We start from the raw sequence: 25,353 nt of genomic DNA, 5'->3' as shown, positions 1-25,353 counted from the left end.
AAGCCCTCCACTGGCGATCGCATCCCATTCTCGGCGCTGCGCAGCGGCGGCACAAGGGGAGCGCGCGGCCGCCGCGACGCGGCCGTGGTGCGGGCCCTGGGTACGCGCGATCGTCCGTTCAGGAGCCGTGGAACTGCACGCGACGGTTCACGGCGGCGTACGGATCGGAGTCTGCGATCGGCCGGTCTTCGCCATAACCAACCGTCTTCAGGCGTGCGGTGTCGATGCCGTGGCGCTGCACCAGATAGTCACGCACTGCGCGGGCGCGGCCTCGCGACAGCTCGAGGTTGTAGGCATCGCTGCCGACGGCGTCGGTGTGGCCTTCGACCGTGACGATGCTCTTGGGCGCAAGCAGCTTGATGCCTTCGGCCAGCGCGTCGAGCTGGGCCCGTGCGGCTGGAAGGATGTCAGCGGAGTCGAAGGCGAAGCGTACCGGCAGGGACAGCGCCGAGGCGTCCGCGTTCGAGTCATCACGCGCAATGGGCGCAGAGGCCGAGGTACGCGCCGACGTCTTCGCCAGTGCAACCGCCGCCGCCGCGACGAACTTCGTCGGGGCGGCAGGTGCATCATCGAGCAGGCGGATCGAACGGGTCTTGCCGAGCACCGCCGCCACGTCCAGCGGGTTCACGAGCTGGCCCTCACGATAGACGATCACCTTCTCGGCCTTCACCTGGGGGCTGATCAGGGCGGCGGCGAGGGCGAGGGCGAGGGTGCTGAAGTAGCGGGTCATTTCGGGCTCCTTGGGCGTTGGATTCGTCGATGCCCATGGGTTGCGCGCGCCGCCTGGTCGGTTCAATCTTTCTCGATCGACCCGATGCCGCGGATGGAACGTGTCACCACCGGGTCGCCGTGATAGCGCACGTGGCCGACACCCCCGATGCGCACCGCCAGCGTGGTGCTGGCAGCAAGTCGCACTTCGCCATTGCCATCGATCGTGACTTCGGCGCGCTCGCTGGCGAGCTTGGGTGCCAAATAGCTGCCCATGCCGGTGATGGCAAGTTGCTGCGCCATCACCCTGCCGCCCCCGACAGCGACTTCGCCGGCGCCGGTGATCCGCACGTCGAGGCTGCGCGCGTTTTCCAGGCGATCGAGGCGGATCGAGCCGCCGCCCGCCAGCACCAGCGCGAGCGCGTCGCTGCGCAGCGGTCCGATGCTGATCGCACCGGCCGTGCGCGACTCGAACACGCGCAGCGTCCGGACGCCGAGCTTCATCCGGATCGGCTGCTGTGTCTCGATCCGGCCGGGCGCCAGGCCGATGAGCAGGCGCCGGCCCTGAACCTCGGTCGTGATCTTGCGCAGCACCGCCGGCTCGGCTTCCAGGGTCAGCGTCTCGCGCGGGCCCTGCTCGATGCTGACCTCGCCGGCGACGGCGAACACGACCTGGTCGAAGTCGGCGACGCTGCGGGTCTCGGTGGCCGCCTGTGCCGGCTCGGCAAGGATCGCGGCAAGAACCGCGGCCGAAGCCGCGGCCCGAAGCGTCCCCCGCACGGGGAACACACGGGTGAACCAGTTCATGGTGCGGCTCCTGGGTTGCGATGAGCCGTGGCCTCAGCGCGGCAGCGCGAGGTTGGGTGGCGCGGGGTAGGGGCGCGCCTGGCAGGTGGTCCAGCCGGCATCGGTGACGATCACCGCCCCGCCGTCGCGGTCGATCGCCACCAGCTTCGCACCCTGCCGTGCGTCGGGCCCCAGGGTGACCGGCCCCTCGTCGAACAGCAGGCGGCCGTACTGCCAGCAGCGCAGCCGATAGGTACCCTGCGCCTTCTGTCTCGGCACCGGCGTCGAGGCCGGGGGTGCGGGCGGGAGCCCGGACCCGACGCGATCGTCGGTGGGGGCGGCCGCGGTGGCGACGCCTGCCGTCGCGCCGAGGGGCAGTTGCAGGACGCCGACGGCGGCGACCAGGGCGACCGCGCTCACAGCGGCCAGGCGGATGCCGAGCTGCTTCGCACGGCCAGGACGGGACTCATTTGGCTTGGACACGGAAGTTCTCCTGGGCGAGCGTGCCGCCGCTGGCTTTGACGAAGGCGCTGCGGATCAGTTCGAGCGTGGCGCCGGGGAGGGGTTCGAAGTCGGCGCCGACCAGCGCCTGCGGCAGCGAAGCCATCACGTCACGCTGCGTCGCGAAGCAGGAAATGGTCTCGGGCACGCCCTTCGTGTTCATCGTGAGCTGGAAGCGCATCGCGCCGGGCAGCGCGAGCGGTTGGGCCGCGGCGACGCGCGAGTCGCGGGCGAAGCGGTTGGGGAAGAAGCGGATGACCTTGGCCTCCTCGTCCTGCAGGTAGCAGTAGACATGCGCATCCTGCGAGGGCGCGAGGGCCAGGTTGATCGCCTCCCCGCGGGCGAAGCGGGTCTGCTGCTTCGGGGTCGTCAGCGAGAGCTTGAGCGCCGCCGCCTGTGCGTGGGCCGCCTCGGCTGCCGGGGTGGCTGCGGCCCTTGCGGCTGCTGCGGTCGTTGCGGCTGCGGCCACCGGGATCGATGCGGGGGCTCCGGCCACCGAGGCCGGCGCGACGTAGCGTGCAGGCTGGTCAGGCCGCTTGATCTTGGTGTGGTCGGCGGCGAGGAAGGCGTAGAAGAACTCCTCGTTGAGCACCGCCTCGCGGCTGAGGCCCAGCGCAGCGCGGTAGTTCGCGATCGCCTCGTCGATGGCCGGGTTGAATTCGCCGTCGATCGGGCCGTCGTAGAACGCGCGCCGGCGCAGCTGGTTCTGGAAGTAGGCGATCAGCTCGATACGCGTCGACGCCATCGCGTGGTACCAGTCGAACATCTCGAGGCGCGTTTCGTCGTTCTTCTTCGGATCGGTCACGCCCAGGCAGGTCCAGTACGGAGTCTTGGTGAGCTTGCCGATGAGTTCGACCGCCGCGAGCTCGACCAGCCCGCGCAGCGCCTGCGTCTGGCCTTCGGCCTTCGCCAGGTTCATGCTGTAGTTGATGCCGAACTTGTGGTACGCAGCATCGCCGTCGATGCCGCTGCCCTGCTTCAGGATCATCACCGAGTTGCGCGAAGTGACGCCCGCGAGCACCGCCATGTCGCTGGTCGTCAGCACGCTCAGGTCGAGCGCCAGCATGCTGGAGCCCGCATCCTTTGCCGCGCCGAGGTTGATGAAGGGCGCGAAGCCGATGCCGATGTCCTTCTGGTTCTTGACCAGGTTCTCGTCGAACTGCGACACCGAGCCCTTGATGTCGTACAGCGGGATGGCCTGGTAGGCCGACGCGCTTTGCGCCGAGGCGAGGTAGCTGATCACGTTCGCCGTGTCCTTGCCGAACGCGACCAGGCGCACCGCCCGGCTGCGCCGCGACATGTCCGACACCGACGAGATCAGCATGTCGCGCGTGCCGGCGTTCAGCTTCTTCGTTTCGTCGGCGATTTCCTCGGTCAGCATCGTGATGTCACGCACGCCGTAGTCGAGCAAGAGCGTGTCCATGCAGCGCAGCGCATGCGAGAAGCCGGTGATCGAGCGCTGGGGCCGGTCCTCGGGCCCCTTGCGGATCTCGTTGGTCTGCTCGATGGTGGGCTGCTTGACCTCGAGCGTCTGGCAGCCGGCGAGTGCGGCGAGGGCGGCGGCAAGCGCGAGGAGGCGCGCGACTTTGGGCGGTTTCATGTGAGATCTCCCTTCTGCGGGACGTCCGCTCAGCGGCACCCGCCGCGGCCGACGATGTTGATCGCGTTGGGTGCGAACACGAAAACCTCGCGCGGGCCGGCGCCGATGCGCCCGCCGGTGTCGATGTTGCCGATGCTCTGACTCCCGCAGCTGGTGGAGTCCAGGGAGTTTCCCTGTGACTTGCCTTGTTCGTCGGCCTTGCGCTCCTGGGCGGCGATGCGGATCTTTTCCTTCGCGATCTTCGCGCGGAAGCGCGTATCGACGCCCATCAGCTCCTGCCCCGCCATTGCGTGGGCGCCGGCGCCCAGCGTGGCGGCGGCGAGGACGATGCGGGCGGTGAGGGCGAGGCTTGCATTCATGGTGGTCTCCTGGGTGGGGAAGCGCCGGCGGGGGGAGACGCCGGCGCAGGGAAAGAAGAAGGACGAGGTCTTACTTCGCGACGCCGACGCTCTGGTCGGCGGTTGACAGGAAGCCCGCGGCGGTGTTGACCTGGCCCGTGGCGAGCACCGTCGAGTTCGTCAGCTTGCCGCTGCCTTGCGCGCCGCCGATCTGCTGGTGCGCCGAGGCCAGGAAGCCGCCGGCCACGTTGCTCACGCCGGTGGCGCCGACGAAGCTGCCCTGGACCTTGCCGTCGTCCTTGGCGAAGCCCACTTCCTGGTTTGCGGTGCTCAGGAAGCCGGCGGCGGTGTTGTTCACGCCTTGCGCGACCACGGCGGTCTGGCTGATCTGGCCGTTCTGGGTAGCGCGGGCGATGCTCTGGTTGGCCGTCGACAGGAAGCCCGCCGAGGTGTTGACCGCGCCGTTGACGATCACAGCCGTGTTGCGGACCTTGCCGTTCTGCTCGGCCACGCCGACGTTCTGCCGCGCGGTGGACAGGAAGCCGGCCGAGGTGTTGACGGTGCCGGTCGAGAACACGCCGGAGTCGGTGATCTCGCCGGCCATGGCGGCACCGAAGACGAGGCCGAGCGCGGCGAGGACGGAAAGTTTGGGAGCGGCTTTCATGGTGGATCTCCTGAAGGGTTGGCGGGTTGGGGGTGGCGGCATGCGCTTGCTTGCCTTCCGCTCCATGGGTTGCGGCGGGTCCGCAAACGGTTCAAGCGAATTGGCATTCGCGGCGGACAAGGCGAGCTGCAGGAATGAAAAGACCCGCCGGCGCGGATGCGCGGGCGGGCCGGGCGGCGACAGGCCGCGGGAGTAGCGGCAGCGGCTTACTTGGCGACGCCGATGCTCTGGTCGGCGGTCGACAGGAAGCCGCCGGCGGTGTTGACCGAGCCGGTGGCGATGACCGTCGAGTTCGACAGCTTGCCGTTGCCTTGGGCGCCGCCGATCTGCTGGCGGGCGGTGGACAGGAAGCCGGCGGCCGTGTTGCTGGCGCCGTTGGCGATGACCGTCGAGTTCTCGACCACGCCGCTGTCCTTGGCGAAGCCCACCTCCTGCGTGGCGGTGCTGAGGAAGCCGGCGGCCACGTTGTTCAGGCCGTTTCCGATGATCGTGCTGTTGGTGATCTTGCCGTCCTGCGTCGCGCGGCCGACGTTCTGCGTCGCCGTCGACAGGAAGCCCGCGGCCGTGTTGTTGGCGCCGTTGACGATCACGGTGCTGTTGGTGATCTTGCCGTTCTGTTCGGCCACGCCGATGTTCTGGCGCGCCGTGGCCAGGAAGCCTGCCGAGGTGTTGACGGCGCCGGTGGACAGCACCGTGGAGCCGGTGATCTCGCCGGCGATCGCGCCACCGAAGGCGAGACCGAGAACGACGAGGGCGGAAGCTTTGCGAACGAGTTGCATGATGATCTCCTGAGAGTGGTGACGAGGTTGATGGTGGGGCTTGCCGATTTGCCTGCCTTCCCGCTCCATGGGTTGCGGCCGGTTCGGAAACGGTTCAAACGATTTGGCAGCAGGCAGGCTGAGAAGGGTTCAAGCGGATGTCGGGCGGGCTGCGCGCCAGCGTAGGATTGCCCGCCATGCTCGACAGGGCTCCGCCTGAACCGCCTCCACACCCGCCACGCCTGACGGGCCTGCGCGGCGCCTTGAACGCGCTGCGCAATTTCGGGCTGGTGGGCCTCGGCACGCCTGGTGCCGGCGAGTACGACAGCTTCACGGCCAGCGATGGTCAGGTGGTTCCCGTTTACGTGCTCGGCAAAGGCCCGCCGCTGGTGCTGGTGCACGGGGTCGGGTGCTCGCATCGCGACTGGATGCCGGTGGCGCGAAGGCTGGCGCGGCGTCATTGCGTGCTCGCCTGGGACGCGCGCGGCCATGGCAGCTGCCGGCCGGTGCGCGGCAGCATCACGCTGGCGCGACTGGCTTGCGACCTGGCCGAGATGCTCGATCACTTCGGGCTGCAGCGTTCGGCGTTGGTCGGGCACTCCATGGGCGCGCTGACGCTGATGCAGTATCTGCATTTGTATGGCACGCAGCGCGTCGCGGCGGTTGCGCTGGTCGACCAGTCGCCGCGCATCGTGACGGACGACAGCTGGCGTCTCGGGCTGTTCGGCGGCTGCAGCGCGACGATGCTGTCGGGGCTGATCGCGGGTGCGCGCCAGGATCTGGCCGAGACGCTGTTGAACGAGGTCGGCACGTTCGGCGGCGCTTGGCTGAAGCGCCAGCTGGGTGTCGAAGCATCGCTCGGACGGATGCTGCGCCGGCGCCTGGGACGCATCGATGTCCGGCCATTGCTCGACCTCGCCGAGTCGATGGCGCATGCCGACTTCCGCGCTTCGCTGTCGCGCCTCGATGCCCCGCTGCTCGTCGTGCTCGGGGCGCGCAGCCCGCACTACGCCGGTCTGCCGCTCGATGCCTGGTATCGCGACACGGTGAAGCACGCGCAGATCTCGGTTTACCCGCGTGCCGGCCATTCGCCGCATGTCAGTGAGCCGCTGCGCTTCGCGCGCGAACTCGAGCGCTTCTTGGACGACCACGCGTGAGCGCGGTTTGCCTACCCGCAGCGCCCCTTGTCGTCCGATTTGAAGCAGAAGTCGGTGGTCAGGCTCGACGACTCCCAGGGCACCTGCGCGCGGCCGGTATCTTCGGCAACGCCGATGCGCACCCGCTTGAAGAGCTGCTCGATCTGCAGGCCCGGCGTCGGCAGGTTGGCCAGCAGGTGGCGCGCGTAGACGCTGTGCTTGCCGCTGGCGCCGTCGAGCGCCACGCCGTTCGGCGCGGTCGAGAAGGCCACCAGGGTGCCCACGGGCGCATCGAGCGTCGCGAGGCCACCCGGCGTCGCGCCGCGGAATCGCAGTCGCCGTCCATCGGGGCCGACAATGACGCCGCCGGCGAACGGGTTCACACGGCAGGCGTCGAGCACCACGATGTTGACGCCGGTGGGAATCGCGCTGAGTCGGTCGACGAACTCGCCGACGTCCGCACTTTGACGCTGGATGTCCGCTTCCGATTGCGGGTCGGCGTCGATCGGCACCAGGTAGTTGCGGCCCTTCACCTGAACGCCGTGGCCGGCATAGAACAGCATGCGAACCGAGGCCTTCGGAGCGCGCACCGAAAACTCGCGCAGCGACTCGATCAGTTCCGGCAGCCGCGTGTTCTGACGCAGGGTCACGTCATAGCCGAGGCCGCGCAGCGCCGCCGCGACGGCGCTGGCGTCGCCGGGCGGGTTCTTCAACGGTGCAGTGCGATACGCGCCGTTGCCGATCACCAGGGCGATGCGCGACTCGGCGACGTTGGCGTCGGCAGGGCCGCTCATGGCGGGACCGAAGGGCAGCGCTGCGGCGCCCAATGTGCAGCGCAGCAACATACGGCGGGTCAGCAGCGTGGCCATGGCGGCTACTCCCGAGGCGGCACGCCGGGCGCCAGCGAGGCGGCCTGAACGATCGGGGCAGCCTGCGCCCGGGCGAGCGCCGCGGCCTCGGTGCCAGCCGGCACGCGCAGGTAGTAGTCGCCCAGCTGGCCCGGACCGCCGGCCAGCTCACCGTGAACCTGGACCACCAGCATGCGGATGTCGGCCTCCTTGGCGTCGGGTGCGAAGCTGATCTTCAGCATCGGAGCCTCTTCGACGCGAACCGCGTGCAGTGCGCGGATTTCGTTCTCGTTCTCGCGTACGTCACCGAGCAGGTTCAGGATCACGCCGCCTTGCACTGCCACGAGCGCCAGCCCGGCCATCGCATAGCTCGGGCGCATGCCGAAGTTGCCGAAGAAGGCGCCGATGCGCTCGCCCAAGGTCGGACGGTCGCCCTGGATCAGGCGCATGGCGCGCGCCAGGCCGATCGTTGCCGGTACGGCCGGGGCGCTTTCCTGTACGCGCTGCTGCAGCGAGCGATACCAGTCCAACTCGCTCCGGGCCTCGGGATTCTGTTCCAGGTAGGCGTCGACCCAGGCGCGCTCTTCGGCTCCCAGCGTGCCGTTGGCGTACCAGGGGAGCAGTTCTTCGAAGCGTTTGTTCATGATGCCTGTGCTCTCGTGGCAACGGTCGCACCCTTGCGGTGCGGCAACGATGAAAAGATCTCGACCATGGTGACCACCCAGAATTCTTCGGCTCGTACGAGCCCGTGACTGACCCGATCGTTGTCCATGCAAGCGGCGACTGTGGTGAGATCACGCAATATAGCGCGCGCGACCGACCGCACCGAGACCCCGATCTACCTGCACGGGACATGCCCGTGTCGCCTCTGGGTTGCGCGAGGTCGGCCGAAGGTTCAGTTTATTTTTGCGCGCTTGTCACGTACACCGCAAGCTTCAGGATGCGAGCGCGCCTTTGGCGTCGGGGGCGCCGCCCTCGCTTCGCAGCAGAGACTCCAGGCATTTCTTGATCTTCTGGCGGGCGTGGAACAGGCGCGTCTTGACGGTGCCCTCGGGACAATTCTGCACCTCTGCCACTTCAGCCAGGCCCATGCCCTCGTAAAACACCAGGTGCAGGCATTCGCGGTGCTCGTCCGACAGCTTGCCCATGCAGTGCTGTACGCCTTCGCGCCGTTGCTTGCCCGCCAACTCCGCGTAGCCGTCAGGCGTGTCCGAGGCGGTGATCTCGGCGATGTCCTCGAGATCTCCATGCACCTCGTCGGGCCGGCGCGCCCGATAGACCATCAGCGCCTTTCTGCGTGCGATCCCGATGAGCCACGTGGAAAACTGCGAATCGCCGCGAAAGCGCTGGGGGTGGCGCCAGACCTCATAAAGCGTGTCCACCAGGACCTCCTCGGCCCGCGCGTGGTCGTTCAGCATGTTGAGCACGTAGGCGTATACCTTTCGGCTGAACGCCTTGTACAGCTGACGAAACGCTGCCTGGTCTTCGCGGCCGATGCGTACGAGCAGCTGATTGACCTCGTCGTTGTCCATGCGGGCGGTGGCGGTGCGGCGGGGGTGACGGTGACGCAATATAACGTCATCACCCATCGGTATGAATGGGGCTGCGTGCGCCACTGGCGGCATCAGCCAGAATCGACCCGTGAAGGACACGCCAACCACACCGCCTTCCCCGCAAGCGCCGAAGGCCTCATTTGCCTCGCGACTTTTCGGTTACGACGTGTTCATCTCCGTCGCGCTAGGCGGCCCGCCGCGTGGATCGCAGAGCTACGCGTCGGACCTTGCCAGAAGGCTGCGCGAGCGAGACCTGAGCGTGTTCTTCAGCGAGGACGAGGCGCCACCCGGCGAACCGCTGTCCGACACCCTAAGACGCGCCCTGCTGCGGTCGAAGTTGCTGGTGGTGATCATCAACCGCGACACGCTAGAGGTGCCGAATTGGCTGCGTACCGAGGTCGAAACGTGTCGATCGAAGTGCCCGGGCCGGCGCCAGCAGCACGGGGTCGCTCATCGAAGCAAGGCCCCGCATGCGCGGCGTTTCGAACATCGACCAGAGATCGACGCGCAGCAAGTTGCGCTTGCTGTTGTCCGCGGCTCGATCCGGGCGTGGACCGCATCTTGGTCGGCACGCCCACCAAGCATGTGAAGGCGGTCGATTTCTCTATGCGCTTCGAGGGAGCTTGAGCCATGAGTGAGGTCACTCAGCATCGACTTCGAGCAACCTGTTCCGGGGGCATCGGGCGCTGTGTGCAGCACGCGCCACGCGTAGACGCGCGTCCCGACTGAACCCCCGCGTGCGCTGTGGCTACGACGAGCTCGCTAACCACAAGCAATAGGGGCTTTGTGCGACGACTACGAGTTTCGGACGGGATCTGCGGCGTCGAAGCGCAGGCCGCTCGACCCTTCGCCGCGACCCCACACGACGCAGCCGCCGCGACCAAACGAAGGTCGCACCATTCGACCAGCGCGTGAGTACATAGTCGCGCACTAGCTGCCTTCCTTCGCGTGGCACGTTGGCGTCCGCAAATGTCGGTCCGTTGAGGTTGAGCAACCGACCGAGCGGTGTGATTCACTTCAAGACGGAATATTGAGTCGGCGACGACGCGCCGTGCGACACAGCCCATCAAGGCCCGTCCCAACAAGCCATAGCAGCGCGGCCTGGGTGATCGTGCTTTCCATGTAGATTGATACGCGACTTTACGAATGCAGGCAGCCTTTATCATCGGCATCCGGCTCTGCGCACCGGTTCAGGATCTCCGTGCGCACGGCGTCGCGCAGCCGGATTGACGCTGACCAGTCGTCACCATCCGCACGGATCGGGGCACTGACCCTCACGCTGATCGGCACGCGGCGTGGGAACCACTGGCCCTCGCGCAGCACGGAGCGCGTGCCGCGGATCGTCACCGGCACCACGGGCACTCCGGCCTGCGCTGCCGTAGAGAACGCGCCCGCACGGAACGGCAGCAAGCCTGGCACGCGCCGGAACGTGCCTTCCGGAAAGAACAACATGGCTGTGCCGGCGCAAACGCTGCGCGTCACCCGCGCGACGTCCTCCGCCCCGCGCTGCGCGTCGTCGCGGTCTACAAAAATGGCGCCGAGACCTCGCAAGTACACCCGTGGGATGAACTGTTCCTGGAGCGCTCGCTTGGCGACAAAGCGGAAATGGCGCGGCAGTGCGGCGACCAGAGTGATTCCATCCAGATAGCTCGCGTGATTCGCCACGACCACACAGGTCGCTTCACGCGGCAAATTCTCGAGTCCCTCGACCACAAACGGGAGCCCGGACAACCGTAAGAAGAGCCGGGCCGCATGGTGACTCAGCGCCCAACTCCAGGACGACTTGGGCAGCAATGCGGCCAGCGCCCACGTGATGGGCGCGAGCATCCAGAACACCAGCCAGACATATCCAGCGTAGGCCACCGTCGCACCGACGCGCCAAGCGCGCCGTAGTTGCGGCAGTATCGCCTGCCATGCAAACCGCGCGATCTGCCGCCACGGCGCCGGCTGCGCGGCTGAAGCGCCACCGTTCTCGTACAGTTCGCGGCTGGCCGCGCGACGAATCTTGCCGCTCGATGTCTTCAAGACCGTGTGCGGCGGCACCAGGACCACGTCGTCCGGCGGCGCACCGAGGACGCTGACCGCGGCGGTGTTGATCTGGCGGCGCAGTTGCGCCTGCGCCTCGGGGGGCATACTGCGGGTTTCCGCCATGACAATGACCCGTTCGCTGCGGGTCCCGGGGTCCGGGCTGCCGAACACGGCGACGCAGCCCTTGCGGATAGAGGGAATCGCGCCGACGACCTCCTCCAGGTCATACGGGTACACCTGACGGCCGCCCCGAATGATTACGTCCTTCGCCCGCCCGGTGATATAGACGTCGCCTTGTGCCATGTAGGCGTAGTCGCCCGAGTCCAGCCACTCGCCATCGAACAGTCGGCGCGTCTCTTTCGAGTTGCGGAAGTAGCCACTGGTGGCCGATGGTCCCTTGAACAGCAGACGCCCTTCCTGGCGTTCCGCCACCTCACGTCCCGTCGAGTCGACTAGGCGGACCTCATGGCCCGGCAGCGGCTGGCCGCATGCCACGACCAGTTGCACGTCAGACGCGCCGGTCGCCGCGGACAGCGCGCGGCCCGAGCGCGAGAACGCTTGTCGGTCGATGCGGTCGACTATCAGACCCCGCCCTGGCGGCGGGAAGGTCAGGCCCAGCGAAGTCTCCGCCAGTCCGTACACTGGTGCCAGGGCTTGCGGCCGCAGCCCGTAGCGGGCGAAGCGTTGCTGAAATTCCAGCATGGTCGTCGCGCTGACCGGTTCGGCGCCGTTGAACGCAAATCGCCAACTGGAAAGGTCGAGCCCGTCCAGCGCGGCCTCGTCCAGCTTGCGCAGGCACAGCTCGTAGCCGAAGTTGGGCCCGCCCGAAAGCGTGCCGGAGTGCCGGTGCACTGCCCACAGCCAGCGTTCCGGTCGCGCGAGAAACCTCAGCGGCGACATCACCACCAGCGGATACGCGTAGTACAGGCTGCCCAGCCACGCCCCGATCAGCCCCATGTCGTGGTACAGCGGCAGCCACGAGACGAAGACGTCTTCGGAGCTGACTTGCAGGACCTGCCCCATGGCCCGCAAGTTGGCGAGCAGGTTGGCGTGCGTCAGGACCACTCCCTTGGGACTGCTGGTACTGCCGGAGGTGTACTGCAGCAAGGCGATATCGCTTGCATGGGCAGTGAAGTGTTCCAAGGAGGCAGTACACGAGGACAGCTCTTCAACGGTGCAGACAACGCGCAGCGACGGCACCTGCGACTTGAGCAGCGTCGCCAGCGCCTTGGCCTGCAGTACGGTGATCAGCACCGTGGCCAGCGCGTTGGTGAGGATGCCGACGTGACGCCGCAGGTGCTCCTCGATCTGCGCCGCCCGCGCCGGCGGGTAGATCGGTACCGGGATGCCTCCGGCGAGCAGAATGCCGGCGAAGCTGAAGAAGTACTCACGGCCGGTCGGCAGCATGAGCGCCACCGGCTGACCCGGCAGAAAGCCGCGATCCAGCAGCCCCGCGGCGACGCAGGTGGCGCCCTGCTGCAAGTCGGCATAGCGCAGGCGCGTCAGTCCGTCGTCGCCGTTGTCGATCACAACGTGCTCGCGCTGCGGATGAGCCCGCACGTGCCAGTCGAGCACCTCCTGCAGGGTCGCCGCCGCGTACGGCGCTTGCGAGACGCGTTCGGGCACCGGCAGCCGCTGTGTCTGAAGCACTTTCGTCTGGTGTGGACCACGTGCGGCCAGCAGCGCGCGCAGCAGGTCCCGTGGCGCTTCGGCCGTGCTCAGCATATGCTCCGGCGGGCGTACGCCGAACGCGCGCTCGAGGCGCATCAACAGCTCCACGCGCGCCAGGCTGTCCAAGCCAAGGTCTTCCTCGAGCGCGCTGTCCAGCGTCACCGGGCCCATGTCCGCGCGACCTGGGTGGAGTTCGGTCAAGACCTCCCGCACGATCCGCAGTACAGCCTCGTCCGACACTGCGCGAGGAGGCGAGTCTACGTTCATTGGCTGATTACCGTTGCTGCATTTGGGGCCCCTCTGGTGGAGGTGCCATCAAGGTTCTTTCCATCGGCGAGACCATCCTGCGCCGTTCTCGACGGCCCCGGCAAGAAAGCCATCGGGGCGTGAAGTCGCGCATCAACCCCATGCTCGACTTCAAGGTCTTCAACCACGCGGCGGTGACGATCGCTGGCGTGGAGTTGTTGCATCGCATCCGCAAGGGCCAGTTCGATCTCGCCCGGCTGCCGTTCGAGGCCAAGGTGCGCCCACGATCTGGAACGCCGTGCTTCGGCCCGACCTGCGCGGCGCTTTGGCAAGTTACTCGGCCACGCTAAAGGTTTGCACCGGAGCCCCACGTGGAATGATCGTACTTTTCACGGAAATTGGGGCGCTTGGGGCAAAAACACTTTGCGCGGCAACGACTTGCGAGCTCGGGTCATGTCGTGACCACCGGTCGCCGTAAAGCCTTGATCTCCAACGGAATATCGCCGCTGGCCGTATCAGTTTGCGCAAAAAGTACGATCACTCCGATTCCCTGTCCGTTGGCCCTCATCACGCGAGCAACCCGTTTATTGGTTCACCGGGCGCCCGCGTGCAGTTCACGCGTCACGCGCGTCGATAGCCGTACCCAGGCAGCTCGTCCTGGATGTCACCGATGAGTTCGACCAGACGTCCATCGGCAATCTGCTCAGGCTGCACGGTAGTAGTAGGTGCTGCGCGATGATTGGCAGCGATAACGGCGCCCGCATTGGATATGTGAACTTGCGCCGAACCAAATTCCAGCATGATCAGGACGTCTTGGTGAAGGGGCGGCGCATTGCACGCTCGCACGCTGCACGACGGTTTTGATGGTCGCGTCGACATGCGATGGATGAGGCGAGCTTGGCGCGCGACATCCAGGAACTGCTTGACGAACTCGGTGCGCGGGGTATTGCGGTCATCGTGTCTTGGGGCATGCGCTTCATGAAGGGGAACGGCAAGCTGGCGCACATGGACAAGTTTCCCCTGCATCAAGGGACCATCTACCTCGAGCGAGTGACGCACCTCCGCAAGCCGGAATCCGCGGTCTGACGCCAGTGAAAAGGGGTACCAGGCAGCCGGGGGGTTGCACTGTATCCGTCATCTGCTTGCGCTGCGGAATCCCTTGTTCGGGGCGCGCCCATAGGAGCGCGGGAAGTGGACGCGACAAGGTCGAGGCCAGGGCGGAGCGGCTTCCCCCGGCTTCGTCAACGAGTCGGTTCGTGAGCCTGAAGCGCCCGCGTCGGGGCTTGTGGGCCAGCAGGAAGAGGCCAAGCAGCGAGCTGAGCCCATCTGCTGCTGCGTCCAGCCCAACCAGGCGCTGCACCGTTGCACTTTGCGATGTCATTCAATTGAACAACAATAAATCCGTTGTTCTCTGACTTGGAGGCCCGCCATGGTCGCAAACGCATTGGTACAGACCCGCATCGACGCTGACGTGAAGGAGCGCGCCACCGCGGTGCTCGACAACATCGGCCTCACCGTCTCGGACGTGATGAGGATCGTTCTGACACGTGTGGCCAAGGAGGGCGCATTGCCGGCGGGTTTTACCGTTGACGCTGCGGCCCATGACGCCTGGTTCCGAGCCAAGGTGCAGGAGGCCTTGGATGATCCGCGCCCCGCCGTCCCGCACGAGAAGGTTGAAGCGCATTTCGCCAAGCGCCGAGCAACTGCGCTGCTCAAAGCGGGTAAAGGTAAGGCGTGAGGCTGGAGTGGTCGCCGTTGGCGATGGATGACCGAGAGCGGATTTTCGACTTCATCGAACAAGACGATCCGCGCGCGGCGATTGCAGTGGACGGCGACGCGGTGGCGCTGTCGGGGCGCCCATCGGCCGGTGGGCGCGGTGGTTCGCCCAGGTATCCGCAACGGTGGCCGGAATCCTCGGCAGCCGTGCGTGCAATTGCAATGTGCTAGCGTTGCGTTTGCAATTCATGGTAATGTTCCCCCATGACACGACAACCCCCCCAGCATCAACCCAGGCCGGTCGCCAAGCGGCTGATCCCCGCGCCGCAGGGCGTGCCGGCCGCAGGCGTCATCACGGGGTTCATCGAGGAAGCAGCTCAGGACGCCGTCGAGCAGTCGAAGGCGGTGCATGAGCTGACCGCGCGACTTGAGAGCGTCTTCACTTCGCTCAGCGATCTGCGCGCCGCCAAGCGCAAGGGCGCTGCCGCGCTGACCCGAGCGAAGGTCTTCGTTGAGATGCACGAGGCCGGCCACCATCGCATGAACTTCAATATCGACCTTGCGGCGACGCTCGCCGCGAAGCCAGTCACCGCAGCAGCGGTCCGGCAATGGTTCGAAGCGACCGGCATGGAGCGGCGCAAGGACCTGTTCCTCGCCCTGCACGTGCATCCATCGACGCTCTCTCGCGCCGGGCCGGAGACCGAGATGGACGCCTCGGTGACCGAGCGGATGTTGCGCCACAGCGACCTGCTGGTGCGCGCCGCCGAGGTGTTCGGCGAGGATGGTAAGACTTGGCTCACCAAACCACACGATCTGCTCGGGGGAAAAACGCCGATGGAGTTCGCTGGCAACGAATTCGGCGGTGCCAAGGTGCGCGCGATGCTCAACGCCATCGAGTACGGCGGTGTCGTTTGAGCATCGCCGTCTGGCGCATCGGCAGCACCAAGGGCCTGACGCTCTCGACGCTGTGGCTCGGCTCGACCTTCGAGTCCGGGCGCTGGCACCGCACGCCGCCCGAGGGCCAGCCGGTGGTCTACGCGGGCGGTAGCCGCGCGCTGTGCCAGCTTGAAAAGCGTGTGCATTGCAACGGCGTGCAGCCGCTCAATCAGGCGCTCCTGCGGCTCGACCTGCCTGACGATGCGGTGCTGATGGACATCCGCGAGGCGGGACTGCCGGACAACTGGCGCGCCGATGAGCTGTGGACACAGAGCGCCGGGATCACGTGGCGCGCCTCGGGCGCCTCGCTGGGCCTGTGGGTGCCGTCAGCCGTCGAGCCGGACGAGTCCAACATCTTGCTGAACCCGGACCATCCGCAGTACGCGGCGGTCACGATCACGGTCGAGCGCAACCCGTTCCGTTTCGACAAGCGGATGTTCTGAAGGCCGACGCCTGCGCTGATTGGGGGCGCGGTCAACCTCGCCATGAGCGGCAAGCAGGCGTATGACAGCGCTCAGGCCTTGGCCAGCGGCGGCCAATTGAGCTACGGCGTCAGCGTCAACCTGAGCCGCAACGAGAGCCAGAGCACCAGCGTCACCACCAGCAAACAGGCGGTGGGCTCCAGCGTTGTGGGCAGCAACAAAGTCAACATCGTCGCCACCGGCGGGGGCAAGGATTCCAACATCCTCGCGAGCGGCTCCACCATCGCCGCCGGCAACACCGTCAACCTCGCCGCGGACAATGACATCACGCTGCAGGCCAGCAAAGACCCCAGCGTGATGGTAGGCCAGAACAGCAGCAGCGGCGCCAACGTCGGCGTGACCTTCGGCGCCGGGGCGCAGAACGGCTTCAGCATCCAACTGGGTGTGAGCCAAGGCAAGGGCAGCAACAACCAGGACGACACCCGCTACAACGCCACGCAGGTGAGCGGCGGCAAGGCCGTCGACATCGCCAGCGGCGGCGATCTCACCCTCAACGGTGCGGTGGTCGAGGCCAACCGTGTCACGGCCGACGTCGGCGGCGATCTGAGCATCGCCTCGCTGCAGGACGTGAGCGTGGGCTAGAGCCGGCAATCGAGCAGCGGCTTGAACGTGAGCCTGTGCATCCCGCCCATCTGCTACGGGGCAGTTGCCACCGTGAGCGGCAGCGCCGCCGGCGCCAAGAGCAATGTTGTGTTCGTGAGCCCGAACACCCAGGCCGGCATCAAGGCCGGCGACGGCGGCTTCGACGTTTGAACCAGCAAAGGCTTGATCGCCAGTAGAGATACTGTCGGGAGGCACTCAGGCTGAACCCAATAGCGCAGGCCTTCGCTCAAGCCACCGTGATCACGCGCCGCGCCTGCCGCTGCGCATTGCCCCCATCCACCGCCTGCACCGTCACCGGCCCCACCGCATGACCCGCATCCACCGTCACCGCCAGATCCGCACCCGTCGCTACGATCGTCAGCCCGGCGGGCGGTGACACAGCCTGAATCGCCGTGCCATCGCTGCTCGTCAGCGTGATCGTTGTGCCGGGCGCGACGTTGAAGCCGCCGGCGCTGGTCAGCGTGAACGCGGGCACCAGATCGAATGTGCAGCGCACCGGCACTGCGCTCGCCGCGTCGGCACCGACCTGGATCGTGATGGTGAGCGGCACGGTGTCTTCCGGCGGTTCGCCGACCGGCGCCTGCACCTGCATCGCGCCGCCGTCGCCCAGGAACGCAGTGGTTTGCGCAGACAGCGTGGCGGTGGCCGGCACCAGTTGCGCATTCACGGCGAGCGTGCCGCCCACCACCACCGTCGTCGGAAATGGCGCGATGGGCGAGGGCACGAGCACGAAGCCATCGCCGCCCGGTTGCATGCTGGCGGCCAGCGTCGGGCCGAAATCGGCGTAGCGTTCGCGGATGATCGGATGATCTGAGATTCGCACGCTCTGCTTGGCGCCACCTGATTGTTGCTACACGGCCCACGCTTGCGTGAGACTAGGCCGGGAGGTCCTTCGGCGCGCGTTGTGGCTGCGGGTTCCGGATCATCCCGTCGAAAGCGTGCGGGCGTCGGCGACAACTACGACCGTGTCAATTTGTCAAAAAAATACGATTACCCCAAGCCGGGCTCGCGCTGCACGCCGGCGCAGCGCGAGCAAGTTGCGCAATGACTGCAGGCCGCGCAGCCCGTGCGCGCTGAGCCCCTGTGCGCGGTGGCGTGCTACTTGCATGGAGTTCGGACATGTGTCGTCTTCTTGCTCCATGCCTGCCACGCTCCTGACCCCGCCGGTACCGCTGAATCTGCGGCAGATCGAAGTCTTCCACGCCATCATGATCGCCGGTTCCCTCAGCGGGGCGGCACGCATGCTGTGTGTTTCCCAGCCGGCCGTCAGCCGCGTGCTGGCCACGGCCGAAAGCCGGCTGCGCATACTGATGTTTGAGCGTGTGCGCGGGCGCCTTCAGCCCACGCCTGAAGCGCACCGTCTGTTCTCCGAGGTGGAAAGCATCCTGGAGGGTGTGCGCCGCTTTAACGCGCTGGCTGTTGACTTGGTCGGAGGCTCCCAGGGCGAGCTGTCGCTGGTTTCCAGCCCCAGTTTCAGCGAGTGGCTGATACCGGTGGCGATCAAGCGTTTCCGGGCCCGCTATCCGGATGTGCGGATCAAGTACCGGCCATTGCCGTTCGACTCGTTATTGCCGCATGTGTTGTTGGGACACGCGGACCTGGCGATCTCTTCGATGCCGCCGCCGCCCAGTGCCAACGCGGCAGCGCGGGCGATCGGGCACAGCTTCATCGAGTGCGCAATGCCCGAGCGCCATCCGCTGGCGCAGGCCGAGGCAGTGAGCGCGGCCGACCTGGTGGGCCAAACCTTCATTGGCTATGGGCGCGACACGCCCTTCGGCCGACTCACCGCCGATTTCTTCGCCGCATCGGGCTTGCCTTTGCGCGCCGACATCGAGATCCGCTCCACGCCCGAGGCGATGGGGCTGGTGCGTGAAGGCGTAGGCGTGGCATTGATCGAAGCCTTTGGTGCGCGGCGCCCGGTGACGGATGGCGTGGTGCTCAAACCGCTCGTGCCCAGGCTCGCGCACCGCATCTACCTGATCCACACCAACGTCAGCCCGCTGTCGGCCATGGCCAAGGAGTTTCTGGCCATCTTCAGGCGCCTGCTGAAACAAGAGGGGCGCGACAACACGCTGCCCCCCACGCTGCCCGAGCACCCGGGTGAGGATGTGCCCGTACGCACGCCTCGCCCCTGAGCCGAGCCAGTCCCGCTTGGGCCGCAAGTCGAGGCGGCGCAGGTGTCGTTGCGCACCATCGACAGTCCGGTTCGGATGTCCATCACCTTTTGTCCCCAGGCCATAACGCGCGGTTATCGACGGGTTGGTTGAGACGCTTTGTGCACCACGGGTTTTTTCTTTGAGATCAATCACTTGCGGCAGATTCGAAGCGTGCCCTTGTGGCCTGCCAGGACGGTTCAGGCGCAGTTGGTCGTAGAGACGGCGGGCCAGATCATCCTGCTCAGACCAACTCTTCTGCCGCCATGAACCGCTCGATCACCGTCGCCGCCGCCCAGCTCGGGCCCATCCAGAAAGCCGAAGGCCGCGATGTCGTCGTGGCCCGCATGGTCCGCCTGCTCGAGCGCGCGCATCAGCGCGGCGCCAATGTCGTGGTGTTTCCCGAACTGGCGCTCACCACTTTCTTTCCGCGCTGGTACGTCGAGAACCTCGACGAGGCCGACCCCTGGTACGAGGAGATGCTGCCGTCGCCCGCCACGCAGCCGCTCTTCGATGCCATCCGCCGCCATGGGCTCACCTGCTACCTGGGCTACGCCGAGATCGCCCACGAGGCTGACGAGACCGGCCTGGTGCGCAAGCGTCGCTTCAACACGTCGGTGGTGATTGCCCCCTCGGGCGAGATCGTGCTCAAGTACCGCAAGGTCCACCTGCCCGGGCACAAGGAGTTCTCCACCATCCGCAAGGTGCAGCACCTGGAGAAGCGCTACTTCGAGGTGGGCAACCTGGGCTTCCCGGTCGTGCGCGCCCCGGTGGGCAAGGTGGACGGCGTGAACCTGGGCATGCTGATCTGCAACGACCGCCGCTGGCCCGAATCGTGGCGCGAGCTCGGCCTGCAGCAGGTCGAGCTGGTCATGCTGGGCTACAACACGCCGGCGGTGAACCAGGAAAACCGCGGCTTCGAGGCGCACCACCTGCGCAACTTCCACTCCCAGCTTTCCATCCAGGCCGGGTGCTACCAGAACGCCACCTTCGGCGTGGGCGTTGCCAAGGCCGGCAACGAAGACGGCTTCGAGCTGATGGGCCACTCCATCATCGTGAACCCCCAGGGCGAGATCATGGCCATGGCCACCAGCTGGGACGACGAACTGGTGGTGGCCGACTGCAACCTGGACATGTGCCTGCTGGGCCGCAACACCATCTTCAACTTCACCCAGCACCGCCGCCTGGAGGCCTACACCCGGCTCACCAGCCAGACCGGCAGCACCGAGCCCCCGGTGTGGCAATCGGCGTGAAGGAGGACTCCGCGATGACGAGCACCTCCACCCCTTCTGCCGCGGCGCTGCCGGACCACATCGAGCACGCGATGCTCGGCACGATGCGCGTGCCCCGTTTCGAAGACGTGCTGCGCGCCGCACACGCCATCGCGCCGCACGTGCGGCGCACGCCGCTGCTGCGCTCGCCCGCGCTGGACGCGCTGGTGGGAGGCACCGTCTGGATCAAGCCGGAGAGCCTGCAGGTCACCGGCTCCTTCAAGGCCCGCGGCGCCTTCAATGCCCTGCTGGCACTCACGCCGCAGGAGCGGGAGCGTGGCGTCGTGGCCTATTCGACGGGCAACCACGGCCAGGCGATCGCCTGGGGGGCCCAGCAACTGGGCGTGTCGGCCACCATCGTGATGCCGATCGATGCCCCGAAGACCAAGGTGGCGCGCGCGCTCGCGCAGGGCGCGAAGGTCATCCACTACGACCGCGAGAGGGAAAGCCGCGAAGACATCGGCATGCGCCTGCTGGCCGAGACCGGTGGGACGCTGATCCCGCCGGGCGACCACCCCGAGGTGCTGGCGGCGCAGGGCACCGTGGCCCTGGAGGCGCTGCAAGACCTGCCGGCCGGTGCGCAGGAAACCCTGGGCCTGTTTGCCGCACCCTGCGGTGGCGGCGGCCTCATGGCCGGCTGCTGCCTGGTCCTCGATGCGCTGAGCCCCGGCGCGCGGCGCGTAGCCGCCGAGCCCGCGGGCTTCGACGACACCGTGCGCTCGCTGCGCAGCGGTCAGCGCGAGACCAATGCCCCTGGCGCCCGCACGCTGTGCGATGCCTTGCAGGCCGTCACGCCCGCAGAGTTACCGTTCGCCATCAACCAGCCGCTGCTGCACGAGGCCGTGGCCGTGACGGACGAGGAGGTGGCCCGCGCGATGCGATTCGCGCTGGAGGAACTGCACCTCGTCGTCGAGCCTGGCGGCAGCGTGGCACTCGCGGCGATGCTGGCCGGCCATCTTTCGCTGCGCGGGCAGAGCGCCGTGCTCGTGCTCTCCGGTGGCAACGTCGACCTGCCGGTTTTGCAATCCGTGATGGCGCGGACCGAGGGCTGACCGCCATTGCACCCATTCCCCATAGCAACGAGGCCGACGCCGCCGTGCCCCGGTGCAGCGTCGCCCAGGAGACCGCAAGCCCCTCAATCGATCTTCAGAAAGTCTTGACCATGTCGTTCTTCAACGCCCGTTCTTTTTCCTGCCGCCGCTGGCTCCTCAAGGCGCTGGCTGCGCCGCTGGCCGCGCTGGCCCTGTGCGGCTACGCGCAGGCCGCGTATCCCGACAAGCCGATCACCTTGATCGTGCCCTTCAACGCCGGCACCACGCCCGACATCGTCTCGCGGCTGCTCGCCGATGCGGTGGGCCGCGACCTCGGCCAGTCGGTGGTAGTGATGAACCGTGTCGGCGCCTCCGGCATCATCGGCACGCAAGCCACCATCGCAGCCCCTGCGGACGGCTACACCATCGCCTATGCCAACGTGGCGACGCTGGCGATCAACCAGTCGCTCTACAAGAAGCTGCCCTACGACGCCGACACCCAACTCGCCCCGGTGGCGCTGACCGGATTCGTCCAGAACGTGCTGGCCGTGCGCAGCGACCTCGGCGTGAAGGATGTGGCCGGCCTCATCGAGATGGCCAAAAAGCAGCCCGGCAAGCTCACCGTGGCCTCTGGCGGCAACGGCACCACCGGCCACCTGAGCGCCGAGATGTTCAAGTCCATGGCTGGCGTGTCCATCGTGCACATTCCGTACAAGGGCGGACTGGAGGCCGATCTGGCGCTGATGCGTGGCGAGGTGGACCTGGTGTTCGAGAACATCACCTCCATCGCTCCCCACCTCAAGGGCGGCAAGATCACGCCGCTGGCGGTGACCGGCGCCACGCGCGACAGCCGCCTGCCCGAGCTGCCCACCATCGCCGAAACCGGCTTGAAGAAATACCAGGCCGTCGCCTGGACCGGCTATGTCGCACCGGCTGGCGTCGATCCGAAGATCCTCGACGCCCTCAACGCCGCTTTCAACAAGGCATTGAATTCGCCTGCGGTGAAGCAGCAGCTGGCCGCCCAGGCCTACGAGATCCACACCGGCCCGCGTCAGGACCTGTTCGACCTCGCCAAAAAGGAACGTCCTGTCTGGGCCGATGTGGTCAAGCACTCGGGCGCCAAGATCGACTGAGGCGGGCGCACATGGCCGAATTCGACCTCGTGGTGCGCCACGGCACGCTGATCGACGGCACGGGCAGCGCCCGACGCCAGGCCGATGTCGGCATCCGCGGCGCGCACGTGGCTGCCGTCGGCGACCTGGCGGGACTGCGTGGCGCGGTCGAGATCGACGCCACCGGCCGCATTGTGGCGCCGGGTTTCATCGACTCGCACACGCACGACGACCGCTACCTCATGCTCGACCCGGACATGCCAGCCAAGCTGAGCCAGGGCGTGACGACGGTCGTCACCGGCAACTGCGGCATCAGCCTCGCGCCCTGGGGCGCGCCGGCCGGAACCACCGTACCGCCGCCGCTGAACCTGCTGGGCCACGATTCGGCCCTGTTCGGCGACGCCACCTTCGCAGCCTACCTCGCGCGCCTGGAGGCTGCGCCTGCGGCGGTGAACGCAGCCTGCCTGGTGGGCCACACCACCTTGCGCGCGGCGACGATGGAGCGTCTCGACCGGGCCGCCACGCCGGAAGAGATCGCACGCATGCGGGCGCTGCTAGGCGAGGCCATGGCCAGCGGCGCCATCGGACTGTCCACCGGCGCGGCCTATCCCACGGCCATGCCGGCCACGACCGAAGAGATGGCGCAGGTGGCCGAAGTGATCGGCCCCTACGGCGGCGTGTACGCGAGCCACATCCGCGACGAGGGCGACCATGTCTTCGCCGCGTTGGACGAGGCCTTCGCGATCGGCCGTGCAGCGCAGGCACCGGTGGTGGTGTCGCACCACAAGCTCATCGGCCCACGCAACCATGGCCGTTCGGTACAGACGCTGGCCCATGTGCGCCAGGCCATGGCGCAGCAGTCCATCGCGCTCGACTGCTATCCCTACTGCGCGGGCTCCACCATCCTGCGCAAGGACCGCATTGCGGTGTCGAGCCGCATCATCGTTACCCAGTCCCAGTCGCACCCCGAGTTCTCGGGCATGGACCTCGACGCGATCGCGCGGCGCCTCGGTGTGTCGATGGAAGACGCGGTCGACCTGCTGCAGCCGGCCGGCGCCATCTACTTCCTGATGGACGAGGCTGACGTGCGGCGCGTGCTCGCCTTTCCCCAGACCATGATCGGCTCCGATGGCATGCCCCACGACACGGCACCGCATCCGCGCCTGTGGGGCACGTTTCCGCGCGTGCTGGGCCACTACTGCCGCGACGTCGGCCTGTTCTCGCTCGAACAGGCGGTGCACAAGATGACGGGACTGACTGCCCGGCATTTCCGCTTGCCCGGCCGCGGCGTGCTGCGCGAAGGCGCCTTTGCCGACATCACCGTATTCGATGCCGGCCGGATCGCCGACCGGGCGACCTGGGAGGCCCCTACGCTGCGCGCGGAGGGCATCGATGCCGTCATCGTCAATGGGCGGACTGTGCGGCGCGGCGGCCAATCGCTCGGCGTGCGCAGCGGGCGCGTGGTACGCCTGACCGACGAGGCCGGCCCCTCCCACGAGTGAGACGACCTGCTCGATCTCATGTGCCGCCCGCCACAAGCGCGTCCCAGAAGTCGCCGTTGAGTGGCGCGCGCGGATTGTCGATGCATTCGATCAATCCGATCTCGCGATAGAAGGTGTCGGCCCCCAGGTTGATCTCACGCATCCGCGAACCGATGACCGAGAGCGCAGGTGTGCGTGGAAGAACCGAGATGCCAAGGCCGCGCGCCACCAGCAGGCCGATCGCTTCGATCGGATCGGTCTCCACCGACTCCTTCGGTGCGCACTTCTTGCGTTGCAGGAAACGTTCGACGAGGCTGCCGCCGTGCGAACGGCGTTCGTAGCGGATGAAGGGGTAGTTCGAAAGCAGCCATGTCACGTCGCTCGACGCCTCGCCTGGCGGCACGATCAGCACGAAGGGCTCCTGCCGCAGAGAGCGCCAGCGCAGCAAGCCCTCGAGCGGGTAAGCGGGCTTGACGATCAGCGCGCAGTCGAGCTCGTGCTGCTCCATCATTGGATGACGGGCTGGCGCATCGACTACGCGGCGGGGCCGCGCTGGCTGGTCGACGCCCTGCAGGTGCTGCGGTCGCAAAGCACCTCGAACGCCTGCTCGATCTCGCAGGCCGCCGCCGTGGGGGCACTCGACGGGAGAACCGGCTTCATCGACGATTGGCTGGCGATGCTCGCCGAACGCCGCGACCGCGTGCTGCAGACCGTCGCACGCATCGACAGCCTCGCGAGCGGCACACCTGAAGGCGCGTTCTACGTCTTCGCGAACTGCAAGGAACTGCTGGGCCATTCCACGCCCGAGGGCCGGCGGCTCGAAACCGACCTCGACCTCGCCAACTACCTGCGCATCGCCTACGCGGTGGACATGCCGGTGCTCGACGCGGCTTGCAGGACCACCGAGCACACCCGCGCGTCGGAGTCGTTCATGGAGGCCTCGCTCATGTGGCGCTTCCGGCCACCATTTCCCAGTCGAGCCGCACGCGTCCCAGCGCCATGACCGCCGCCGCCTGGCTCGGCTCGACGACCGGAATGCCCAGAGCGCGTTGCAGCGGCGCGCGGTACGCGGCCATGCCGGCGCAGCCCATCACGATCACCTGCGCCTGGCGCTCGTCGCGCAGGCGCCGTCCGACTTCGATCATGCGCGCCAGCGTGCGCTCGGCGTCGATCAGTTCGGTCACCGGTATGTCGATCGCCATCTCGCCGACGAAGCGGTCCAGCACGCCCATCGCGCCCCAGGTGCGCAGGTGGCGTGGAATGGAGCCTTGCAGGATGGCGATCACGCCGAAGGTGTGGCCCAGCGTCAGGGCTGTCAGCACGCCGCATTCGCTGATGCCCAGGACCGGGCGGCGCACCGCTTCGCGCACCAGATGAAGGCCCGGGTCGCTGAAGCAGGCGATGACGAAGGCGCCGGCTTCTTCTTCGAGCGACTGCGCGAGGCGCGCGAGTGGCGGGATGACCGATTCCACGTCGCGCTGCGTCTGGATGCCTGGCGGGCCTTCGGCGAGCGTGAGGCAACGGATGTCGGGGCCGCCGGCCATGCGCAATGGCGCCATGGCGGCGTCGATGCCTGCGGTCACGGCCTCGGTCGAGTTCGGGTTGATGACGAAGACGGTGGATCGCATCGCGGTCCTCCAGAGTGGTGGTCGCTCAAAGTCTAGGTGCGGCCTGCCGCGCGTGAACGGCACGTTCCTTGCTGTTTTGTGGGTCTCCCTTAACGCGAAGTTA

General features: G+C 67.2%; 30 protein-coding genes. 15 read left to right on the top strand and 15 right to left on the bottom strand.

The genetic code is table 11. The annotated features are described in order from the left end of the window. Positions 1-118 precede the first annotated feature (118 nt). The 7 genes from BLS74_RS05880 to BLS74_RS05850 all read right to left on the bottom strand — a co-directional run bounded on the left by BLS74_RS05880 (position 119) and on the right by BLS74_RS05850 (position 5,376). Positions 119-730, bottom strand: coding sequence for an OmpA family protein (locus tag BLS74_RS05880; protein ID WP_093103677.1), 612 nt, complete (start codon positions 728-730; stop codon positions 119-121). 62 nt (positions 731-792) lie between these two features. Continuing rightward, entirely contained in the window at positions 793-1,515 is a 723-nt protein-coding gene (locus BLS74_RS05875) for a GIN domain-containing protein (protein WP_093103675.1), read from the bottom strand. Between the two features lie 33 nt (positions 1,516-1,548). Then, the gene (locus BLS74_RS05870; protein WP_139191642.1) at positions 1,549-1,977 is read right to left on the bottom strand and encodes a hypothetical protein; all 429 of its coding nucleotides are present in this window, start codon (positions 1,975-1,977) and stop codon (positions 1,549-1,551) included. Beyond that, complete coding sequence (locus BLS74_RS05865; RefSeq protein ID WP_093103672.1) at positions 1,961-3,595, bottom strand: DUF4384 domain-containing protein; 1,635 nt, start codon at positions 3,593-3,595, stop codon at positions 1,961-1,963. The genes BLS74_RS05870 and BLS74_RS05865 overlap by 17 nt, the downstream gene beginning before the upstream one ends. Positions 3,596-3,624: 29 nt before the next feature. Then, positions 3,625-3,954: a hypothetical protein gene (locus tag BLS74_RS05860; protein WP_093103671.1), complete on the bottom strand. Its 330-nt coding sequence runs from the start codon at positions 3,952-3,954 to the stop codon at positions 3,625-3,627. Positions 3,955-4,024: 70 nt separating this feature from the next. Beyond that, positions 4,025-4,597, bottom strand: a complete 573-nt coding sequence (locus BLS74_RS05855; RefSeq protein ID WP_093103669.1) for a hypothetical protein — start codon at positions 4,595-4,597, stop codon at positions 4,025-4,027. Between the two features lie 206 nt (positions 4,598-4,803). Continuing rightward, on the bottom strand, positions 4,804-5,376 hold the full coding sequence (locus BLS74_RS05850; protein ID WP_093103668.1) for a hypothetical protein: 573 nt from the start codon (positions 5,374-5,376) through the stop codon (positions 4,804-4,806). A 176-nt stretch (positions 5,377-5,552) separates the two neighbouring features. Here BLS74_RS05850 and BLS74_RS05845 point away from each other — a divergent pair, with 176 nt between their 5' ends. Further along, entirely contained in the window at positions 5,553-6,512 is a 960-nt protein-coding gene (locus BLS74_RS05845; protein WP_170855511.1) for an alpha/beta fold hydrolase, read from the top strand. 11 nt (positions 6,513-6,523) lie between these two features. On the opposite strand, the gene BLS74_RS05840 is transcribed toward BLS74_RS05845, so the two are convergent. From BLS74_RS05840 to BLS74_RS05830, 3 genes are all read right to left on the bottom strand, one after another. Beyond that, on the bottom strand, positions 6,524-7,360 hold the full coding sequence (locus tag BLS74_RS05840) for a caspase family protein (RefSeq protein ID WP_093103664.1): 837 nt from the start codon (positions 7,358-7,360) through the stop codon (positions 6,524-6,526). Between the two features lie 5 nt (positions 7,361-7,365). Beyond that, a complete protein-coding gene (locus tag BLS74_RS05835; protein ID WP_093103663.1) occupies positions 7,366-7,983 on the bottom strand; it encodes an anti-sigma factor family protein in 618 nt (205 codons plus the stop codon). A gap of 291 nt (positions 7,984-8,274) precedes the next feature. Beyond that, a complete protein-coding gene (locus tag BLS74_RS05830) occupies positions 8,275-8,871 on the bottom strand; it encodes an RNA polymerase sigma factor (RefSeq protein ID WP_170855510.1) in 597 nt (198 codons plus the stop codon). A gap of 109 nt (positions 8,872-8,980) precedes the next feature. On the opposite strand from BLS74_RS05830, the gene BLS74_RS05825 reads away from it, so the two are divergent. Next, positions 8,981-9,481, top strand: a complete 501-nt coding sequence (locus BLS74_RS05825; RefSeq protein WP_170855509.1) for a toll/interleukin-1 receptor domain-containing protein — start codon at positions 8,981-8,983, stop codon at positions 9,479-9,481. 551 nt (positions 9,482-10,032) lie between these two features. Here BLS74_RS05825 and BLS74_RS05820 read toward each other — a convergent pair. Beyond that, positions 10,033-12,858: an AMP-binding protein gene (locus BLS74_RS05820; RefSeq protein WP_093103659.1), complete on the bottom strand. Its 2,826-nt coding sequence runs from the start codon at positions 12,856-12,858 to the stop codon at positions 10,033-10,035. 119 nt (positions 12,859-12,977) lie between these two features. Between BLS74_RS05820 and BLS74_RS05815 the strand changes: the two genes are divergently transcribed. Beyond that, on the top strand, positions 12,978-13,187 hold the full coding sequence (locus BLS74_RS05815; RefSeq protein WP_093103658.1) for a hypothetical protein: 210 nt from the start codon (positions 12,978-12,980) through the stop codon (positions 13,185-13,187). A 271-nt stretch (positions 13,188-13,458) separates the two neighbouring features. On the opposite strand, the gene BLS74_RS33730 is transcribed toward BLS74_RS05815, so the two are convergent. Beyond that, positions 13,459-13,638 carry a hypothetical protein gene (locus tag BLS74_RS33730; RefSeq protein WP_139191640.1) on the bottom strand — a complete coding sequence of 60 codons (180 nt, stop codon included), beginning with the start codon at positions 13,636-13,638 and terminating at the stop codon, positions 13,459-13,461. Positions 13,639-13,734: 96 nt separating this feature from the next. Between BLS74_RS33730 and BLS74_RS05810 the strand changes: the two genes are divergently transcribed. The 6 genes from BLS74_RS05810 (at position 13,735) to BLS74_RS34305 (ending at position 16,724) form a co-directional block, all read left to right on the top strand. Further along, on the top strand, positions 13,735-13,923 hold the full coding sequence (locus BLS74_RS05810; RefSeq protein WP_139191639.1) for a hypothetical protein: 189 nt from the start codon (positions 13,735-13,737) through the stop codon (positions 13,921-13,923). Between the two features lie 343 nt (positions 13,924-14,266). Next, entirely contained in the window at positions 14,267-14,575 is a 309-nt protein-coding gene (locus BLS74_RS05805) for a type II toxin-antitoxin system RelB family antitoxin (RefSeq protein ID WP_093103655.1), read from the top strand. Positions 14,576-14,886: 311 nt separating this feature from the next. After that, entirely contained in the window at positions 14,887-15,468 is a 582-nt protein-coding gene (locus BLS74_RS05795) for an MbcA/ParS/Xre antitoxin family protein (protein WP_244503771.1), read from the top strand. Continuing rightward, a complete protein-coding gene (locus BLS74_RS05790) occupies positions 15,465-15,932 on the top strand; it encodes an RES family NAD+ phosphorylase (protein WP_170855508.1) in 468 nt (155 codons plus the stop codon). The genes BLS74_RS05795 and BLS74_RS05790 overlap by 4 nt, the downstream gene beginning before the upstream one ends. Before the next feature lie 42 nt (positions 15,933-15,974). After that, positions 15,975-16,553: a hemagglutinin repeat-containing protein gene (locus tag BLS74_RS05785; RefSeq protein WP_093103650.1), complete on the top strand. Its 579-nt coding sequence runs from the start codon at positions 15,975-15,977 to the stop codon at positions 16,551-16,553. A 21-nt stretch (positions 16,554-16,574) separates the two neighbouring features. Further along, a complete protein-coding gene (locus BLS74_RS34305; protein ID WP_170855507.1) occupies positions 16,575-16,724 on the top strand; it encodes a hypothetical protein in 150 nt (49 codons plus the stop codon). Between the two features lie 76 nt (positions 16,725-16,800). On the opposite strand, the gene BLS74_RS05780 is transcribed toward BLS74_RS34305, so the two are convergent. Beyond that, positions 16,801-17,397: a hypothetical protein gene (locus BLS74_RS05780; protein ID WP_093103649.1), complete on the bottom strand. Its 597-nt coding sequence runs from the start codon at positions 17,395-17,397 to the stop codon at positions 16,801-16,803. Positions 17,398-17,713: 316 nt separating this feature from the next. Between BLS74_RS05780 and BLS74_RS05775 the strand changes: the two genes are divergently transcribed. The 5 genes from BLS74_RS05775 to BLS74_RS05755 all read left to right on the top strand — a co-directional run bounded on the left by BLS74_RS05775 (position 17,714) and on the right by BLS74_RS05755 (position 23,643). Next, positions 17,714-18,709, top strand: coding sequence for a LysR substrate-binding domain-containing protein (locus tag BLS74_RS05775; protein WP_093103647.1), 996 nt, complete (start codon positions 17,714-17,716; stop codon positions 18,707-18,709). 284 nt (positions 18,710-18,993) lie between these two features. Next, positions 18,994-19,980 carry an N-carbamoyl-D-amino-acid hydrolase gene (locus tag BLS74_RS05770; RefSeq protein ID WP_093103646.1) on the top strand — a complete coding sequence of 329 codons (987 nt, stop codon included), beginning with the start codon at positions 18,994-18,996 and terminating at the stop codon, positions 19,978-19,980. Between the two features lie 14 nt (positions 19,981-19,994). Continuing rightward, positions 19,995-21,050 (top strand): threonine ammonia-lyase, encoded by a 1,056-nt coding sequence (locus tag BLS74_RS05765; RefSeq protein ID WP_244503770.1) that lies wholly within the window; start codon positions 19,995-19,997, stop codon positions 21,048-21,050. Positions 21,051-21,160: 110 nt separating this feature from the next. After that, positions 21,161-22,162 carry a Bug family tripartite tricarboxylate transporter substrate binding protein gene (locus tag BLS74_RS05760; RefSeq protein WP_093103724.1) on the top strand — a complete coding sequence of 334 codons (1,002 nt, stop codon included), beginning with the start codon at positions 21,161-21,163 and terminating at the stop codon, positions 22,160-22,162. Between the two features lie 11 nt (positions 22,163-22,173). Next, entirely contained in the window at positions 22,174-23,643 is a 1,470-nt protein-coding gene (locus tag BLS74_RS05755; RefSeq protein ID WP_093103644.1) for an N-acyl-D-amino-acid deacylase family protein, read from the top strand. A gap of 16 nt (positions 23,644-23,659) precedes the next feature. On the opposite strand, the gene BLS74_RS33725 is transcribed toward BLS74_RS05755, so the two are convergent. Next, positions 23,660-24,130, bottom strand: a complete 471-nt coding sequence (locus tag BLS74_RS33725; RefSeq protein WP_244503774.1) for a LysR substrate-binding domain-containing protein — start codon at positions 24,128-24,130, stop codon at positions 23,660-23,662. Here BLS74_RS33725 and BLS74_RS33720 point away from each other — a divergent pair. Continuing rightward, positions 24,119-24,625 carry an aminotransferase class I/II-fold pyridoxal phosphate-dependent enzyme gene (locus BLS74_RS33720; RefSeq protein WP_139191637.1) on the top strand — a complete coding sequence of 169 codons (507 nt, stop codon included), beginning with the start codon at positions 24,119-24,121 and terminating at the stop codon, positions 24,623-24,625. The two genes, BLS74_RS33725 and BLS74_RS33720, sit on opposite strands and share 12 nt — an antisense overlap. Here BLS74_RS33720 and BLS74_RS05745 read toward each other — a convergent pair. After that, on the bottom strand, positions 24,567-25,250 hold the full coding sequence (locus tag BLS74_RS05745; RefSeq protein WP_093103641.1) for an aspartate/glutamate racemase family protein: 684 nt from the start codon (positions 25,248-25,250) through the stop codon (positions 24,567-24,569). The genes BLS74_RS33720 and BLS74_RS05745 overlap by 59 nt on opposite strands. Between the last annotated feature and the right edge of the window lie 103 nt (positions 25,251-25,353).

This window comes from Variovorax sp. CF079 (genome assembly GCF_900101545.1).
In the GTDB taxonomy this organism is placed as follows: domain Bacteria; phylum Pseudomonadota; class Gammaproteobacteria; order Burkholderiales; family Burkholderiaceae_C; genus Variovorax.
The sequence above is the reverse complement of the archived record's forward strand: the minus strand, read 5'-3'. Positions and strand labels throughout refer to the sequence as shown.